The organism is Flagellimonas meishanensis (genome assembly GCF_019880545.1).
Classification (GTDB): domain Bacteria; phylum Bacteroidota; class Bacteroidia; order Flavobacteriales; family Flavobacteriaceae; genus Flagellimonas; species Flagellimonas meishanensis.
Genome location: NZ_JAINVW010000003.1, coordinates 892,591 through 910,560 on the forward strand (window position 1 = coordinate 892,591; position 17,970 = coordinate 910,560).

Sequence of the window (17,970 nt, forward strand, 5' to 3'; positions counted from 1 at the left end):
AATGTAAAACACCATGAGTACAAAAAAGATAGCACTGGTCACCGGGGGAAGCCGTGGACTCGGTAAAGACATGGCCATCAATCTGGCGAAAAAGGGATTGGACGTGGTTATCACGTACAATGCCAACAAAGAGGCTGCATTAAGCACGATTGAATCCATTGAGGAAGTGGGTGGCAAAGCAATCGCGATACAGTTGGACGCAAGAAACAACAAAGCCTTTGCCGATTTCAAAAAGGAATTAAGCAAACAATTGGAGACCAACTTCAAAACTTCAACCATTGATTATTTGATCAATAACGCTGGCTTTGGTCATCACGGTACCGTAGCGGATACCACGGAAGAGGCTTTTGACGATTTGATGAATGTCCATTTCAAGGGTGTCTATTTCCTTACGCAAACCCTGCTAGACATATTAAACAATGGTGGGGGAATCGTCAATATTTCCAGCGGGTTGGCCCGATTTTCATTGCCAGGGTATTCCGCCTATGCCAGTATGAAGGGGGCCATAGAGGTTTATACCCGCTACTTGGCCAAGGAATTGGGTGAGCGAAAAATAAGGGCCAATACGGTGGCTCCTGGAGCCATCAATACCGATTTCAACAAAGAACGGTTTGAAAAAGCCCCTCAAGTTGTGGACATCATTGCGTCACTGACTGCTTTGGGAAGAGTGGGAGAAAGTGAGGACATTGGTTCCATTGTGGCTTTCCTTTGTACCGATGATGCCGCTTGGATAAATGGCCAACGCATAGAGGCTTCCGGAGGAATGTTTGTATAAACTCCTCTTATTTTTAAGTAAAAAAGCCCCAAAATTGGGGCTTTTTTATTGTCAGGGCTTTGGATTTATTCTTTTAATGTAGGGTACTCTATCCCCAATTGTTCCAAGTAGGAATCATATTGGGTTTCGTCATAATAAAATTTCTCCAACGCACTTCTAAACTGGTCCTGCTTGTCCTTGTTCAGGTAGGTCGGAGGCATATCATCCTCGGAAATCATGGGCTCGTATTTTTGTTCCTTGCTCTGTTCGTTGTTGAAATAATCCCAAGCCTGTTTCACCAATTCCGGTTTCAGCAGAAAATCCAAAATGGTCATGGCCTCAGCCTTTGCCCCTGCGGTCACGCCTTTATGGGCTATTGGTGTAGCCATAGCAATGGCATTGCTCCAATGATGTCCTTGTAATCCAGGAATATTGGAAGGGAAACGCATGGTAACCGTAGGTATTTTCCAAGATACGTCCCCAATATCATCCGAACCACCACTTTTGGGCTCTTTTACCGGCAATCCCAATTCTGATAATTCCATGGCCAATCCGGTAGTGTCCTTTGAATTGACCTCTTTCTGAACCGCCTTGGCCAAAGCTTGATCGGCTTCGGACCAGGTGGGCAGCCCCACCTTCTCAATATTGCCATACATGGTCTCGGCAATCACCTTGTTGAAATGTCGTGGCCATGCGGCACCCAATACTTTCGATTTCATCGTGGTTCCTGTCATTAGGGCGGCACCTTTGGCCATATCGTTGGCCATGGCATACATATCCATGATACCCTGGTATTCCACATCCCTAAAATAGAACCAGATGCTGGCCTGGGAAGGCACCACATTGGGCTGGTCCCCTGCATCGGTAAAGATGGAATGCGAACGTTTTAGTGGGTGCAAATGTTCTCGTTTGTAGTTCCAGGCAATGTTCATCAGCTCGGCAGCATCTAGGGCACTTCGCCCCCGCCAGGGTGCTCCTGCGGAATGTGCCGCTTCCCCTTCAAAGGAATATTCCACAGAAATGAGGCCCGTGCCCCATGCCTGCCCCCACGAAACGCTGAGGTTGTTGCTTACATGGGTAAATATGCACATATCGATATCATCAAAAAGGCCGTCGCGCACATACCAGGCCTTGGCCGCCACCAACTCCTCGGCGATACCCGGCCATACAATCAAAGTGCCCGGAATATTTTCCCTTTCCATAAGCTGCTTAACGGCCAACACAGCGGTAATGTTCAACGGAATTCCGGAATTATGCCCTTCTCCATGACCAGGCGCTCCATCCACCATGGGCTTGTGATAGGCTACCCCGGGATATTGGGAAGCTTTTGGGATACAGTCCACGTCACTGCCCAAAGCGATTACCGGACCTTCCCCGTTGCTCCATTTGGCAAACCAAGATGTCGGGATGTTGCTCACGGAGTGTTCAATTTCAAAACCGTTTTCCTCCAAAATCCCAGTGAGATATTTGGAACTTTCCACTTCTTGAAAGCCCAGTTCAGCAAAGCTGAAGATTTTGTCCACCATCACCTGGCTCTGTTTGTGGTTGGCCTCCACAATCTGCGCCGCTTCGCTTTTGAGTTTTTCAATTTGTTTTTTGGAGTATTTTTTTTGGGCAAACGTTAAGGTTGCACAAAAACAGCACAACAATCCCAAAAACACAAGTTTCCGAGTTTTCATAGGGTTGGATTTAGAATTAGCATCAATGCTTCTAAGATAGGGAAACCATGGGGATTTTTAATTCACTTATAGTTTGAAATAGAAATTTTAAAAAGTTGTCAAAAATTCCTACATTTAGGTGCTTTATAAGCATTTCTCCCCACCTCTTACAGTATTCATTCATAATGTTAGCATTGCCTACTATTGAATTAAGAATAAATAAAATTAACTATGAGTGATGACATTTTAAGAGAATTAAGGAACCATTCTAATTCAATCTTTAAAAACTTAAATACTGAGCTGTCAGAAGTTTCGGCAAGAGACTTTAATGAAATGCTTCAAGCTTCTGCGAATAGAATGACCCGTGAAAGGAGGACATCTTCGGAAGATATCCGTATCGCCAAAGAAGCATATACAAGGTATATAAACAATTTGCACTTGCTTAGAGAAAGAAGGACTTCGGGGAAAGATATTATTCGATACGAAGCTTTAAATAAATCTAGAAGTAGTTTGTGTCCATTATGGCCAATATGCTAAAATGAGTGAAGATTTACGAAAAAAAGCGTTTGATTTTGCCTCTGCAACAGTAAAACAGTTGATTACCTTATCTACTGCTTTGATAGCGCTATCAATCACGTTTAGAGGTGACTTTGACAATATGGGCAGTGAGACCTTATTATTAATCTGCTGGATTTGTTTTTTTATATCAGTACTTTTTGGAATAATGACACTAATGGCGTTGACTGGGACATTAGAAAAGTGTGCGGAAAAAAGTGAAAACGAAGTGAGTCTAAGCATTTATGGTCCCAATGTTAAAAGGCCTTCAGCTTTTCAAATATTATTTTTCTTATTTGGTCTTTTGTTCTTAGGAGTTTATGGTGCTCAGTCAATTTTTGGAAATAAAAACGAAAACAATAAAACGGATGAAATTAGAATAATTAAAGAGTCGACTTATAAATTAGTAAAGCCTAAACAGATTGATACCCTAAAAGTCGAATAGTATTTTCAGATTGCCCCCAATATAGGTTGAGTTTTCTTTTACTAATATCAACAACCTCCGTTAACAACTCCCCTATTCCATTGCTCAAAATCCATCCCAAAATCGTAAATTTGCACTTTCTTAAACCGCTCAACGCAAAAATTGTATGATCCATTTTTTTGGGGACAGGGCGACCAAAGTCTTTGCTGTCCAGACCACTAAAGAAATCTCCCAAGAAGACACTACAAAATTGATATGGTTGTTCGGCAACCAACCCCGAATAGAAGCGGCGTCCCTGGACGCCTTTTTTGTTGGGCCACGCGCCGCCATGGTCACCCCGTGGAGCACCAATGCCACTGAGATTACACAGAACATGGGCATTTCCGGAATCATTAGGATTGAGGAATACCATGCCGTACCCGAAAACTATGCGGATTACGACCCCATGCTCTCCCAAAAATACAAGGGCCTGGACCAGGACATTTTTACAATCGACATAGTACCAGAAGCCATTTTGGAGATTGATGACATCGCCGCTTACAACCAGAAAGAAGGTTTGGCCTTGAACGACGAGGAAATCGACTATTTGGAAAACCTTGCCCGAAAATTGGGTCGCAAGTTGACGGATTCTGAAGTGTTTGGATTCAGTCAGGTGAATTCTGAGCACTGCAGACATAAAATTTTCAACGGAACATTTATTATTGATGGCAAAGAAATGCCATCCTCATTATTCAAACTCATCAAAAAAACCTCCGAGGCCAATCCCAACGATATTGTTTCAGCCTATAAAGACAATGTAGCGTTCATCAAAGGTCCAAAAGCAGTACAATTTGCCCCGAAAAGTGCCGATAAGCCCGACTATTATGAAGAAAAGGAATTTGACTCCGTTTTATCGCTAAAAGCCGAGACCCATAACTTCCCAACTACCGTGGAGCCCTTCAATGGTGCGGCCACCGGTTCGGGAGGGGAGATTCGGGATCGTTTGGCAGGCGGAAAAGGATCGTTGCCTTTGGCAGGAACCGCTGTTTATATGACTTCATACTCCCGTTTGGAGGAAAATCGTCCTTGGGAAAAGGGCATGGCAGCACGAGAGTGGCTCTACCAAACCCCGATGGACATTTTAATTAAAGCATCCAATGGGGCATCAGATTTTGGGAACAAATTTGGCCAACCTTTGATTGCCGGCTCTGTGCTCACCTTTGAACATAAGGAGGAAGCCAGACGTTTGGGCTTTGACAAGGTGATCATGCTCGCGGGCGGAATTGGTTACGGCAAAACAGACCAAGCCTTGAAGGATATACCAAAAAACGGAGACAGAATAGTCATTCTAGGTGGGGACAACTACCGCATTGGGATGGGTGGCGCAGCTGTTTCCAGTGCAGATACTGGGGAGTTCAGTTCGGCTATTGAGTTGAATGCCGTGCAGCGTTCCAACCCCGAAATGCAAAAAAGGGCATCCAACGCCATCAGGGGATTGGTGGAAAGTCATGAAAATCCTATTGTTTCCATACACGATCACGGTGCGGGCGGGCACCTCAACTGCTTATCCGAATTGGTGGAGGAAACCGGGGGCAATATCAACACCGACAAACTGCCCATTGGCGACCCTACCCTCTCAAAAAAAGAATTGATTGGTAACGAGTCTCAGGAACGTATGGGATTGGTGATCGGTGAAAAGGACCTGGATCTTCTAGATCGAGTTGCGGCCCGCGAGCGTTCGCCCATGTACAACGTGGGACAGGTTACCGGGGACCATCGATTTACTTTTGAATCCCATCAAACGGGAGAAAAACCTATGGATTTGGACTTGGTTGACATGTTTGGAAGTTCGCCAAAGACCATTATGGAAGATACTTCCGTACAGCAGTCCTACCCTGCCCTATCCTATTCTTTGGAGCATTTTCACGACTATCTGGAGCAGGTGTTACAATTGGAAGCAGTCGCCTGCAAGGATTGGTTGACCAACAAAGTGGACCGTTGTGTGGGCGGTCGGGTTGCAAAGCAACAATGTGCAGGTCCGCTGCAATTGCCACTGAACAATTGTGGTGTGATGGCTTTGGACTTCAAGGGCAAGGAAGGAATTGCAACCTCAATTGGGCACTCCCCAATTTCTGGTTTGATTGATCCCATTGCGGGAAGTCGGAACAGCGTGGCCGAAGCCCTGACCAATTTGGTTTGGGCTCCTTTGAAAGATGGATTGAAATCAATCTCGCTTTCTGCCAATTGGATGTGGCCCTGCCGCAATGAAGGCGAGGATGCGCGATTGTACGAAGCCGTAAAAGCATTATCCGATTTTTCCATTGCACTTGGCATCAATGTGCCCACAGGCAAGGATTCGCTTTCCATGAAACAGAAATACAAGGATGGTGATGTGATTTCACCCGGAACGGTAATTGTTTCAGCAACAGCGCATTGCAACAACATTACCAAAGTTGTGGAACCCGTGTTTCAGAAAGATGGCGGTACAATCTATTACATCAACCTTTCAAAAGATGGCCATAAATTGGGTGGTTCTTCCTTTGCACAGATATTGAATGGTGTGGGTGATGAGGCTCCTTCGGTTTTGGATGCGGATTATGTAAAAACGGTCTTCAACACCCTTCAGGGATTGATCAAAAATGACCAAATTTTGGCCGGGCACGATGTGGCTTCTGGTGGATTGATTACCACCTTGTTGGAAATGTGCTTTGCGGACCAAGATTTGGGGGCGAGTCTAGATTTGTCCTCAATCGGCGAAGCGAATACCATCAAACTGTTGTTCTCGGAAAACTCTGGATTGGTTTTTCAAGCTAAGGATGGTTCGGTAGAACCGATTTTGAAAGAAGCAAACATTGAATTTGTGACTATTGGTTCGGTCCGCCCTGGAAATGATTTACAAATCAAAAACAACGGCATTGAAATCGGCCTGAATATTTCCTCACTCCGTGATGTTTGGTTTAAAACTTCCTATTTGTTGGACGACAAACAAACCGCCCACAGTTTGGCCAAAGACCGTTACGACAATTACAAAAATCAACCCCTTCAATACGTTTTCCCAAAAGGTTTTGATGGTAAGGCCCCCAATAGACCACAATCCCGACTAAAAGCAGCCATTCTGCGAGAGAAAGGAAGCAATTCGGAACGTGAAATGGCCAATGCCATGTATTTGGCAGGATTTGATGTGAAGGATGTGCACATGACAGACCTGATCTCGGGCAGGGAGACTTTGGAAGACATTCAGTTTCTAGGAGCTGTGGGTGGTTTTTCCAATTCGGATGTTCTAGGAAGTGCCAAAGGCTGGGCGGGTGCCATCAAGTACAATGAAAAGGCCAACAAGGTCATCAAGGAGTTCTTCTCTCGACCTGATACGCTTTCTGTAGGTATTTGCAATGGCTGCCAATTGTTCATGGAACTGGACCTCATCAATCCTGAACACGAGACCCATGGCAGAATGACCTATAATGAATCACACAAACACGAAAGCAATTTCACTTCTGTGAAGATTCAGGAAAACAATTCTGTAATGCTATCCAACATGGCCGGGACTACTTTGGGCGTCTGGATTTCCCATGGTGAGGGCAAGTTCAGTTTTCCGCATAGCGAAGATCACTATTACATTGTTGCCAAATACGGCTATGAAGACTATCCCGCCAATCCCAATGGTAGCGATTACAACACAGCAATGCTCTGCGACAAAACGGGAAGACATTTGGTAACCATGCCCCATATTGAACGATCTACCTTCCCATGGAACTGGGCGTACTATCCAAAGGATAGAAATGATGAAGTGTCGCCATGGTTGCAAGCTTTTATAAATGCCAGAGAATGGATAGAAAACGTGAACAGTGAAGATTAGAAGGGCACAAAAAGATGATGTTCCTGCCATTGTAGAGATGTTGGCCCATGACAAATTGGGAAAGCTACGGGAGGATTACAGGACGCCCCTTCCAGATACATACCTGAAAGCGTTTGATAACATATCCAGAGACCCCAACCAAGAACTTGTGGTCATTGAAAACGAGCAGAATCAAGTCATTGGAACATTGCAATTGAGCTTTATCCAATATCTTACCTATCAAGGCGGCATCCGAGCGCAAATTGAAGCCGTTCGCATCCACGAGGATTACCGAGGAAAGAGAATCGGAAAAAAGTTGTTCCAATGGGCCATTGAAAAATCCAAACAAAAAGGAGCCCATGTGGTGCAATTGACCACGGATAAGAAGCGTCCCGAAGCATTGTCCTTTTACCAATCACTTGGGTTTGTGGATTCCCATGAAGGCTTGAAATTGCATTTATTGTGATATTATAAAAGAATTAGCATCCTTTTTGAATTCCCGATTTTAAAATCCCACTTCCTTTCCCTATTTTGCAATTACCTAATAGAAACTTAGTATGCAAAATGTTACCCGATTATTCGATTTCCCCTATTACCAGATGGAACATCTTCCCCTGGAAAAGTCGTTGGTCACCAAATACAACGGCAAATGGGTAGCAACCTCAACCAAAGAGTACATCGACAAGGCCAATGCCATAAGTAGGGCCTTGTTGCGAATGGGCGTTAAACCCAATGACAAAATCGCCGTGATCTCAAGTACCAATCGCACAGAATGGAACATTTTGGATATTGCCGTGCTGCAGGTTGGGGCACAAAATGTTCCCATTTATCCTACCATGTCCGAGGAAGATTACGAATATGTGATAAACCATTCAGAATCCATATACTGTTTTGTTTCCTGCGATGAAGTGTTGCAAAAGGTACTGAGTATCAGCCCGAAACTTAAAAAACTTAAAGAGGTCTATTCTTTTGACCAACTGGACAACTGTGAAAACTGGAGCAAGGTTCTTGATTTGGGAAAAGACACCTCCAACCAAAAAGATGTGGAAAAAAGAATGTCCGAGGTTAAACCCTCCGACCTGGCCACTTTGATCTATACTTCCGGAACTACCGGAAGACCCAAGGGTGTTATGCTTACACACGATAATATTGTTAGCAATGTGGTGGCCAGTAAGAAACGGGTTCCTTTTGATCCCGGTGCCAATGCACTGAGTTTTTTACCAGTCTGCCATATTTTTGAACGAATGATCATATACCTCTACCAGTATTGCAGTATTGAAATCCATTTTGCCGAAGGTTTGGATAAAATCAGCGATAACATCAAAGAAGTGAAGCCAAACGTTATGACCGTTGTTCCCAGATTGTTGGAGAAGGTTTATGATGCCATTATCGCAAAAGGGACCTTGCTTACAGGCATTAAAAAGAAACTCTTCTTTTGGGCCGTAGAGCTCGGGCTGAAATTTGAGCCCTATGGAAAAAATGGTTGGTGGTATGAAAAACAACTAGGCATTGCCCGAAAATTGATCTTCAGTAAGTGGAAAGAAGGATTGGGGGGCAACTTAAAAGTCATGGTCTCCGGTGGAGCGGCCTTACAGCCAAGACTGGCCAGGGTGTTCGCCGCCGCGGGGATACCGGTAATGGAAGGTTATGGCCTCACAGAGACATCGCCCGTTATTACGGTGAACGACGAACGGGAACACGGATGGAAAATTGGGTCCGTGGGTAAGGTCATCGATATGGTTGAGGTTAAAATTGCCAGTGATGGTGAAATTCTGTGCAAGGGCCCAAATGTGATGCTGGGTTATTACAAGGACAAAGAGCGTACAGATGAAGTCTTAAAGGACGGATACTTCCACACAGGGGACATCGGCGAGATTGATTCCGACGACTTTTTAAGGATCACCGATCGTAAAAAAGAAATGTTCAAGACTTCAGGAGGAAAATATGTGGCGCCCCAGTTATTGGAGAATCGCATTAAACAATCCCGCTTTGTGGAACAGATCATGGTGGTAGGTGAAGGTGAAAAAATGCCCGCTGCGTTGATCCAGCCCAGCTTTGAGTTTGTTCGTGAATGGGGCGAAAGGCACGGGCACGAGTTGGGCGACAATGCCAATTTGGTGAAGAATCCGCATGTAATTAAACGCATTCAAGAGGAATTGGATAGCGCCAACGAGGATTTTGCCAAGTGGGAAAAGGTGAAACAGTTCCGCTTGACCCCAGAAGTCTGGACAGTGGATGGGGGGCAGCTTACGCCAAAACTGAGTTTGAAAAGAAAGAAGATAAAGGAAAAGTATTTGGATTTGTACAATGACATCTACGGTCATTAGCACAACCTTTATTAAACACAATCGGAATGTGCCCACTTAAGTGGGCACATTTTTTTTGCACGCTATTTTGATACATTTATTATGCATGCATAATAAATTTTGCCTATATTTGAATCCCTCAACCTAGGTTCATGAAAGAATTGACCATAGACTACGCACTGCGTGCCACATGGCAAGCGGTAAGCAAAATGTACAACGAAGAAGCCAAAAACTATGGCCTCACCATGGCCATAGGCTTTACCTTGTTGAGCATCGACCCAAAACAAGGAACACCAAGCACTGCGCTGGGACCCAAAATGGGTATGGAAGCAACAAGCCTATCCCGAATTTTGAAGAGTATTGAAGAAAAGGGATACATTGAACGAAGACCCAATCCCAATGATGGTCGTGGCGTTTTGATTCACTTGACGGCCTTGGGCCTTGAAAAACGCAAAGACTCCAAAGATGTGGTGTTGCGATTCAATGAAGTGGTCAGGGAACATGTTTCTGGAGAGGATCTGGCAAGTTTTTTCAAAACCACCGACATAATTAACAAACTTATCGCAGATAAGAAAATATACCTTAAAACAACTAATTAATATCAACTGCTAATGAAAAGGCATATCAATAAAGTTGCCGTAATCGGTTCAGGTATCATGGGAAGTGGCATCGCCTGTCATTTTGCCAATATCGGGGTTGAGGTTTTATTGTTGGATATAGTCCCTAGGGAACTCACCGAAAAAGAGAAAGCCAAGGGACTTACCTTGGAGAACAAAGCGGTACGCAACCGTTTGGTAAACGATTCGTTGACCGCCGCCCTAAGATCAAAACCCTCCCCTATTTATCATAGTAAGTTTGCGGAACGAATCACCACCGGCAATCTGGAGGACGATATTTCCAAAGTGAGCGAAGTGGATTGGATCATAGAGGTGGTCGTGGAACGGTTGGATATCAAAAAACAGGTGTTCGAAAAGTTGGACAAACATCGCAAGCCCGGCACTTTGATTACCTCGAACACCTCCGGTATTCCCATCAAGTTTATGAACGAGGGACGAAGTGAGGATTTTCAAAAACATTTCTGTGGAACGCATTTCTTCAACCCGGCACGCTACTTAAAACTTTTTGAGATCATCCCGGGTCCAAAAACATCCAAAGAAGTATTGGAATTCTTGAATGGTTATGGAGAGCAATATTTGGGTAAGACCTCTGTGGTGGCCAAAGACACTCCGGCCTTTATCGGGAACAGGATTGGAATTTTCAGTATTCAAAGCCTCTTCCATACAGTAAAGGATTTGGGAATGACCGTGGAAGAAGTGGACAAACTTACCGGACCTGTCATCGGACGGCCCAAATCGGCCACGTTCAGGACTGTTGATGTTGTTGGTTTGGACACTTTGGTGCATGTGGCCAACGGTATTTATGAAAACTGTAAGGACGATGAACGTCACGACATTTTCAAACTGCCAGACTTTATCAAGACTATGGTGGACAACCAATGGTTGGGCAGCAAATCCGGTCAAGGTTTCTACAAAAAGGTCACCGGCAGTGATGGTAAAAGCGAAATCCTTACCCTGGATTTGGACACGATGGACTATCGCTCCAAAAAGAGTGCAAAATTCGCCACATTGGAGTTGACCAAGACCATCGACAAGGTCATCGACCGTTTTCCAGTACTTGTAAATGGCAAGGATAAAGCGGGGGAATTCTACAGAAAAAGTTTTGGTGCCCTTTTTGCCTATGTCACGCATCGCATCCCTGAGATATCCGACGAAATCTACAAGATTGATGATGCCATGAAGGCGGGATTTGGCTGGGAGCATGGCCCATTCCAAATTTGGGATGCCGTGGGTCTGGAAAAGGGTCTGGAATTGATTAAGGCTGAAGGATTGGAAGTTGCATCTTGGGTCGATGAAATGAAATCGGCCGGGATCGATTCCTTTTATAGTGTTAAGGATGGAGCAACCTATTTCTATGATATTCCTAAAAAAGCGATGGAGAAAATTCCGGGTCAGGATGCCTTCATCATTTTGGACAACATCAGAAAATCCAATGAAGTATTCAAGAACAGTGGTGTGGTCATCGAAGATTTGGGCGATGGCATTCTCAACTGTGAGTTCCAATCCAAAATGAATACCATAGGCGGTGATGTGCTGGCAGGTCTGAACAAAGCTGTTGACTTAGCCGAAAAGGATTTTCAAGGTTTGGTAATTGGCAATCAAGCTGCAAATTTCTCCGTTGGAGCCAATATTGGAATGATTTTCATGATGGCCGTTGAGCAAGAATATGACGAACTCAACATGGCCATAAAATACTTTCAAGACACCATGATGCGCATGCGCTATTCCTCAATTCCTACCGTTGCCGCACCGCACGGTATGTGTTTGGGAGGCGGCTGCGAGCTTTCACTGCATGCGGATAAAGTTGTGGCTGCGGCTGAAACTTACATAGGTTTGGTGGAATTTGGGGTCGGAGTCATTCCAGGTGGCGGAGGTTCCAAAGAAATGGCACTTAGAGCCTCGGATACCTTTAGAAAAAATGATGTGGAACTGAATGTGCTTCAGGAATACTTCCTTACCATAGGAATGGCCAAGGTGTCCACTTCAGCATATGAGGCCTTTGATTTGGGCATTCTACAAAAAGGAAAAGATGTGGTAGTGGTCAACAAGGACCGACAGATTGCTACGGCCAAAGCCTATGCCAAACTGATGGCAGAAGCAGGCTATACCAAGCCACCCAAAAGAAAGGATGTAAAAGTGCTCGGAAAACAGGCTTTGGGTATGTTCCTCGTGGGAACAGATTCGATGGAAGCCGGACATTATATTTCCGAGCATGACAAAAAAATTGCGGATAAGCTGGCCTATGTGATGGCAGGTGGTGATCTTTCCGAAGCGACCCTGGTAACCGAACAATATTTATTGGATTTGGAACGCGAAGCCTTCCTATCATTATGTACCGAAAGGAAAACGTTGGAACGTATCCAGCATATGTTGAAAACGGGTAAGCCACTAAGAAATTAAAAATGTTGAATTATGGATTTTTAAGATCCAACATTGAAAATCAAGCATTCAAAATCAAGACATGAAAACAGCATATATAGTAAAAGCCTACAGGACAGCGGTCGGGAAAGCCCCCCGGGGACTGTTCCGATTTAAAAGACCCGATGAATTGGCCGCGGAGACCATCGAATACATGATGAAGGAACTCCCACAATTGGATAAAAAACGTATCGACGATGTTATAGTGGGGAATGCCATGCCCGAGGCCGAACAAGGGTTGAACATGGCCAGACTTATCTCGCTTATGGGATTGAACATTGAAGATGTTCCTGGAGTGACCGTGAACCGATATTGCGCCTCTGGATTGGAAACCATTGGTATAGCAACGGCTAAAATCCAGTCCGGAATGGCAGATTGCATCATCGCCGGAGGCTCGGAAAGTATGAGTTACATTCCCATGGGAGGTTACAAACCCACGCCTGACTATGCTACTGCAAAAGAAGGCCATGAAGATTACTACTGGGGAATGGGCCTCACCGCCGAAGCGGTGGCCAAACAGTTCAAGGTGTCCAGGGAAGATCAGGACGTGTTTGCATACAATTCGCACATGAAGGCGCTTAAAGCCCAAGAAGAGAACCGTTTCCAGGACCAGATTGTGCCCATTGAGGTCGAACATACTTTCGTTAACGAAGCTGGAAAAAAGGAAACCAAAACCTACACCGTAAACAAGGATGAAGGCCCAAGAGGTGACACCAACATTCCAACCCTGAACAAACTTAGGCCAGTTTTCGCCGCTGACGGAAGCGTGACCGCTGGGAATTCATCACAAATGAGTGACGGAGCCGCTTTCGTTTTGGTCATGAGCGAGGAAATGGTGAAAGAACTCAACCTAGAACCTATTGCCCGATTGGTCAATTATGCTGCGGCAGGAGTTGAGCCAAGGATTATGGGCATTGGGCCTGTAAAGGCCATTCCAAAAGCACTTAAGCAAGCAGGATTGAAACAAAGCGATGTCGAACTGATTGAATTGAATGAAGCTTTTGCATCCCAATCCCTAGCTGTAATTAGAGAATTGGACCTGAACCAAGAAATTGTGAATGTAAACGGAGGCGCCATTGCCTTGGGTCATCCGTTGGGATGCACTGGGGCAAAACTGTCCGTACAACTGTTTGACGAAATGCGAAAAAGAGACATGAAAGGAAAATACGGTATGGTCACCATGTGTGTTGGAACCGGACAAGGGGCCGCGGGTATATATGAATTTCTTAACTAAATACGACAGATTTGAGATTTTGAATGTTGAATTTTCTATGAAGGAAGATAATCTTATAGTAACAAAAACATTTGATTTTTCATTAGCCATCATTGAGTTATTTAAGACGCTAAAAGTGAACAAAGAATTTGTTTTATCAAAACAACTTTTGCGAAGTGGAACAAGTATTGGAGCCAATGTGAATGAGGCAACGGCAGCCCAATCAAAAAAAGATTTTATCCATAAAATGGCTATTGCGTCCAAGGAGGCAAGGGAAACAAAGTACTGGCTTTATCTCCTAAATGAATCTAAATTGGGCAACGTGAGCTGTGAAAAGGAGATTGATGAAATCAATTCAATAATTAACATTCTAACCAAGATTGTAAAGACATCGCAAGAAAACTTAAAGATTAAATCCAACATTTAAAATTTAACATTAAAAATATTTTGCCATGGAAACCCTAAACAAAGATATTTTAAGAGGCGGTCAATTTCTGGTCAAAGAAACCAACTGCGAAGATATTTTCACATTGGAGGACCTCAATGAGGAACAAAAAATGATGCGTGAGAGCACCAAGGAATTTGTGGATCGTGAACTTTGGGCGCATTGGGAGCGTTTTGAGAAAAAAGACTACGCCTATACCGAGGAATGCATGCGAAAAGCAGGCGAATTGGGATTGTTGAGCGTTGCAGTGCCAGAAGCCTATGGCGGAATGGGAATGGGATTTGTCTCTACCATGTTGGTCTGCGACTATATTTCGGGTGCCACAGGTTCTTTTAGTACCGCATTTGGAGCGCACACAGGAATCGGCACCATGCCCATCACGCTATATGGAACCGAAGAACAAAAACAGAAATATGTTCCCAAACTGGCTTCTGGAGAATGGTTCGGAGCCTATTGTTTGACCGAACCCGGAGCAGGTTCCGATGCCAATTCAGGCAAAACCAAGGCCGTTCTTTCGAAAGACGGCAAATACTACAGCATCACCGGACAAAAAATGTGGATTTCCAATGCAGGATTCTGCAATTTGTTCATTGTTTTTGCCAGAATTGAAGACGACAAGAACATCACCGGGTTTATCGTGGAGAATGATCCTGAAAATGGTATCACATTAGGGGATGAAGAGAAAAAATTGGGCATCCACTCCTCCTCTACCCGTCAGGTTTTCTTTAGTGAAACCAAAGTTCCTGTGGAAAACATGCTGTCTGAACGTGGAAATGGCTTTAAAATAGCCATGAACGCCCTGAATGTTGGTCGTATCAAACTGGCCGCCGCCTGTTTGGAAGCACAGCGCAGGGTCATCAATGAGGCCGTTAAATATGCCAACGAGCGTGTTCAGTTTAAAACCCCTATTATAAACTTTGGTGCCATAAAGGCAAAGATTGCCGATATGGTCACCAATGTTTATGTTGATGAATCGGCCTGCTACCGTGCGGCCAAGGATATTGAGGACAGGATAGCCATTCGCGAAGCCAGTGGAAATTCGCATCAGGAAGCCGAATTGAAGGGCGTGGAGGAATATGCCATTGAATGTTCCATCCTAAAAGTGGCCGTTTCCGAACATGTACAGCACACAACCGATGAGGGCATCCAGATTTTTGGCGGGATGGGCTTTAGCGCCGATACCCCAATGGAATCTGCCTGGCGTGATGCCAGAATCTCCAGGATCTATGAGGGCACCAACGAAATCAACCGTATGTTGGCCGTGGGCATGTTGGTTAAAAAGGCCATGAAAGGCCATGTGGACCTTTTGGGTCCTGCTACTGCCGTTGGGGAAGAGTTGATGGGAATCCCATCATTTGACACTCCCGATTTTTCAGCACTCTTTGCCGAGGAAAAGGATATGATAGTGCGGTTGAAAAAAGTTTTCCTGATGATTGCCGGAAGTGCCGTACAAAAATTTGGGCCGGATCTTGAAAAACATCAAATGGTGTTGTTATCGGCATCCGATATATTGATACAGGTCTATCTTGCAGAATCTGCGATTTTGAGGACTGAAAAGAATGCAAAACGCTTTGGGGAAGAATCACAGGCCGCACAGATTGCCATGTCCAAACTGTACCTTTACAGAGCGGTGGACACCATCATCCAAAAAGGTAAGGAAGCGATCGTATCCTTTGCAGAAGGTGATGAACAACGCATGATGCTCATGGGATTGAAACGGTTTACGAAATATGCAAACCAACCCAATGTAGTTGCACTGCGCACACAAATTGCGGACAAAGTGGCCGCAGATAATGAATATACCTTTGACTAATTCAAATAATGCTCTTCTGAGTTTTTTTGAAGGCCGCCCCAAAAGGGCGGTTTTTTTTGTTTACCCAATCGATTCCAATATCCGTTCCTCGCTCATTTTTTTGGAGAAATTGATGGCGCATTCAATCAAGGCCAAATGCGAGTAAGCTTGCGGAAAATTCCCCAATAGGCGTTTTGTTTTAAAATCGATATCCTCACTGAAAAGCCCCAAATGGTTACTGTACCCCAATAATCGATCAAAAAGTTTCAGTGCCTTTTCTTCCTCCCCTATCTTAAAAAGACTGTTGATAAACCAAAAAGTGCAGATGGTGAAGGATGAGGAGGGCAATCCAAAATCATCCTCATTTTTATAGCGATAAAGAAGTCCATCATTGCTGAGGTTTTCCTCTATGGCCCTTACCGTGCTTACGTATTTTGGGTCCTTGGCATGGATAAACCCATAGGGTTCCATTAGGAGTACCGAAGCATCCAAGTGCTTGGATCCATAGGATTGAACAAAAGCGTTCGTGTCCTTGTTCCATGCATTTTGGTGAATGTCCCGCTTTATTTCTTGCTCCAGAGCGGACCATTTCTCAATCTTTCTTTGCTTTCCGAACATTTTGGCCACTTTTATGGCCCTATCCAACGCCACCCAGCACAACACTTTGGAAAAAGTGAAATGCCTGTCCTCTCCCCTGAACTCCCAAATGCCCTTATCGGGCTCCTTCCAGTGCTTGGCCACGATCCAAACAATCCCCTTGGTGATGCTCCAGAGTTCTTCCACATTCTCAATATCGTTGCTGAACTTAACCAGTTGCTCATAAATAACATCCATCAGAATGCCATAAATGTCGTTCTGCCGTTGTTTATAGGCTGCATTTCCGACACGCACAGGTTTGGAGCCTTTATATCCATCAAGATGGTCCAGAGTACGTTCCGTCAGTGTTTTTTGCTTGTTGATGCCATACATGATCTGAAGCTTCTCATCCTTGTCTGGCATCAAATCAATGATAAATTGAAGGTATCGTTTCGCGGAATTTTTATGCCCGAGTTCAGAGACCACCTTGATTACCATGGAGGCATCGCGAATCCAACAAAATCGGTAGTCCCAGTTACGCACCTCACCAATGGTCTCCGGCAAGGACGTGGTCGCTGCGGCCAGCACCGCCCCTGTTTTATCGTAGGTAAGCAGCTTCAAAGTGATGCCACTTCGCGTGATTTCCTCGTTGAATTGCTTATATGTGGGTGCTTTGGCAACCCAGTCCAACCAATACACCTTGGTCCTTTCAAGCTCCAAGGCCATCCTATCAATGCTGGGTTTTAGAATTTTCTCATTGTAGCACATCAGAAAAAAACCATCTTCCTTCAGCGTAATCTCCCCACCGTCCATTACGATGTTTTTGTTGAACGAAGTGTAAAGGAACAAGGTGTCAAATTTTTGTTTATGCGTTAAGCTGACCACATAATTTGCCTTTATGTAGTGTGTGGTCAATCCCATTCCATACTCCAGTCTGGGGTCGTAATACACTGAAAACTTGGGAGCGCCGGAAATATATTTGACATAACGGACCACTTCAGGTGGCGCATTGTACTTGCCATTGGGCTTATGGTGGCGGGGCATAAAATCGTGGATCTCAAAAATATCATCTCCGTCAGCGAACCGGGTGACCAGAATGGCGGTGTTTTTATGATATTCCTGACGTATTTCGTATTTAGCGTCCGTTTTTATCTCAAAACTACCTCCTTTGCTTTCATCAAGCAGTTTTGCAAAGACCGAGGGGGAGTCAAATTCTGGAAGGCAGCACCAATCCAACGATCCGGTTTTTGAAATCAAGGCCGCGCTTCTACAATTACCGATAATACCGTAATCCAAGTTATCCATAGGCTAAATATCCGCAAAACGTTTGGAATGAATTGCTTTTGCCGTCGAATTTCACGAATTTTAAAAAAACTTAAAAGCAAACCCTGCCAAAAG

At 44.5% G+C, this 17,970-nt stretch carries 13 protein-coding genes; 11 read left to right on the forward strand and 2 right to left on the reverse strand.

The window, feature by feature from the left end:
* The first annotated feature begins 13 nt into the window (after positions 1-13).
* Entirely contained in the window at positions 14-775 is a 762-nt protein-coding gene (locus K7G75_RS12050; RefSeq protein ID WP_222984494.1) for an SDR family NAD(P)-dependent oxidoreductase, read from the forward strand.
* Positions 776-840: 65 nt separating this feature from the next.
* On the opposite strand, the gene K7G75_RS12055 is transcribed toward K7G75_RS12050, so the two are convergent.
* Positions 841-2,433, reverse strand: coding sequence for a peptidase dimerization domain-containing protein (locus tag K7G75_RS12055; RefSeq protein WP_222984495.1), 1,593 nt, complete (start codon positions 2,431-2,433; stop codon positions 841-843).
* A gap of 210 nt (positions 2,434-2,643) precedes the next feature.
* Here K7G75_RS12055 and K7G75_RS12060 point away from each other — a divergent pair, with 210 nt between their 5' ends.
* From K7G75_RS12060 to K7G75_RS12105, 10 genes are all read left to right on the forward strand, one after another.
* The gene (locus K7G75_RS12060) at positions 2,644-2,949 is read left to right on the forward strand and encodes a hypothetical protein (protein WP_222984496.1); all 306 of its coding nucleotides are present in this window, start codon (positions 2,644-2,646) and stop codon (positions 2,947-2,949) included.
* A 1-nt stretch (position 2,950) separates the two neighbouring features.
* Positions 2,951-3,412 carry a hypothetical protein gene (locus K7G75_RS12065; protein WP_222984497.1) on the forward strand — a complete coding sequence of 154 codons (462 nt, stop codon included), beginning with the start codon at positions 2,951-2,953 and terminating at the stop codon, positions 3,410-3,412.
* 145 nt (positions 3,413-3,557) lie between these two features.
* On the forward strand, positions 3,558-7,226 hold the full coding sequence (gene purL, locus K7G75_RS12070) for a phosphoribosylformylglycinamidine synthase (protein WP_222984498.1): 3,669 nt from the start codon (positions 3,558-3,560) through the stop codon (positions 7,224-7,226).
* Complete coding sequence (locus K7G75_RS12075; RefSeq protein WP_313777835.1) at positions 7,216-7,671, forward strand: GNAT family N-acetyltransferase; 456 nt, start codon at positions 7,216-7,218, stop codon at positions 7,669-7,671. The genes purL and K7G75_RS12075 overlap by 11 nt, the downstream gene beginning before the upstream one ends.
* A gap of 91 nt (positions 7,672-7,762) precedes the next feature.
* Positions 7,763-9,532, forward strand: coding sequence for an AMP-dependent synthetase/ligase (locus K7G75_RS12080; protein WP_222984499.1), 1,770 nt, complete (start codon positions 7,763-7,765; stop codon positions 9,530-9,532).
* Positions 9,533-9,663: 131 nt separating this feature from the next.
* A complete protein-coding gene (locus K7G75_RS12085) occupies positions 9,664-10,110 on the forward strand; it encodes a MarR family winged helix-turn-helix transcriptional regulator (protein WP_222984500.1) in 447 nt (148 codons plus the stop codon).
* Positions 10,111-10,122: 12 nt separating this feature from the next.
* Entirely contained in the window at positions 10,123-12,528 is a 2,406-nt protein-coding gene (locus tag K7G75_RS12090) for a 3-hydroxyacyl-CoA dehydrogenase/enoyl-CoA hydratase family protein (protein ID WP_222984501.1), read from the forward strand.
* 61 nt (positions 12,529-12,589) lie between these two features.
* Positions 12,590-13,780, forward strand: coding sequence for an acetyl-CoA C-acyltransferase (locus K7G75_RS12095; protein WP_222984502.1), 1,191 nt, complete (start codon positions 12,590-12,592; stop codon positions 13,778-13,780).
* A gap of 37 nt (positions 13,781-13,817) precedes the next feature.
* Positions 13,818-14,186: a four helix bundle protein gene (locus K7G75_RS12100; protein WP_222984503.1), complete on the forward strand. Its 369-nt coding sequence runs from the start codon at positions 13,818-13,820 to the stop codon at positions 14,184-14,186.
* 25 nt (positions 14,187-14,211) lie between these two features.
* Positions 14,212-16,017 (forward strand): acyl-CoA dehydrogenase family protein, encoded by a 1,806-nt coding sequence (locus K7G75_RS12105; protein ID WP_222984504.1) that lies wholly within the window; start codon positions 14,212-14,214, stop codon positions 16,015-16,017.
* Between the two features lie 60 nt (positions 16,018-16,077).
* Here K7G75_RS12105 and K7G75_RS12110 read toward each other — a convergent pair whose 3' ends face one another.
* On the reverse strand, positions 16,078-17,877 hold the full coding sequence (locus K7G75_RS12110) for a glycoside hydrolase family 15 protein (RefSeq protein WP_222984505.1): 1,800 nt from the start codon (positions 17,875-17,877) through the stop codon (positions 16,078-16,080).
* Positions 17,878-17,970: the final 93 nt, after the last annotated feature.

Bases quoted from the DNA above. Each gene is read 5' to 3' on its own strand.
- K7G75_RS12050 (WP_222984494.1), top strand. From the start codon at position 14: ATGAGTACAAAAAAGATAGCACTGGTCACCGGGGGAAGCCGTGGACTC.
- K7G75_RS12065 (WP_222984497.1), top strand. From the start codon at position 2,951: ATGAGTGAAGATTTACGAAAAAAAGCGTTTGATTTTGCCTCTGCAACA.
- K7G75_RS12110 (WP_222984505.1), bottom strand. From the start codon at position 17,877: ATGGATAACTTGGATTACGGTATTATCGGTAATTGTAGAAGCGCGGCC.
- K7G75_RS12095 (WP_222984502.1), top strand. From the start codon at position 12,590: ATGAAAACAGCATATATAGTAAAAGCCTACAGGACAGCGGTCGGGAAA.
- K7G75_RS12085 (WP_222984500.1), top strand. From the start codon at position 9,664: ATGAAAGAATTGACCATAGACTACGCACTGCGTGCCACATGGCAAGCG.
- K7G75_RS12080 (WP_222984499.1), top strand. From the start codon at position 7,763: ATGCAAAATGTTACCCGATTATTCGATTTCCCCTATTACCAGATGGAA.
- purL (WP_222984498.1), top strand. From the start codon at position 3,558: ATGATCCATTTTTTTGGGGACAGGGCGACCAAAGTCTTTGCTGTCCAG.
- K7G75_RS12060 (WP_222984496.1), top strand. From the start codon at position 2,644: ATGAGTGATGACATTTTAAGAGAATTAAGGAACCATTCTAATTCAATC.
- K7G75_RS12100 (WP_222984503.1), top strand. From the start codon at position 13,818: ATGAAGGAAGATAATCTTATAGTAACAAAAACATTTGATTTTTCATTA.
- K7G75_RS12090 (WP_222984501.1), top strand. From the start codon at position 10,123: ATGAAAAGGCATATCAATAAAGTTGCCGTAATCGGTTCAGGTATCATG.
- K7G75_RS12105 (WP_222984504.1), top strand. From the start codon at position 14,212: ATGGAAACCCTAAACAAAGATATTTTAAGAGGCGGTCAATTTCTGGTC.
- K7G75_RS12055 (WP_222984495.1), bottom strand. From the start codon at position 2,433: ATGAAAACTCGGAAACTTGTGTTTTTGGGATTGTTGTGCTGTTTTTGT.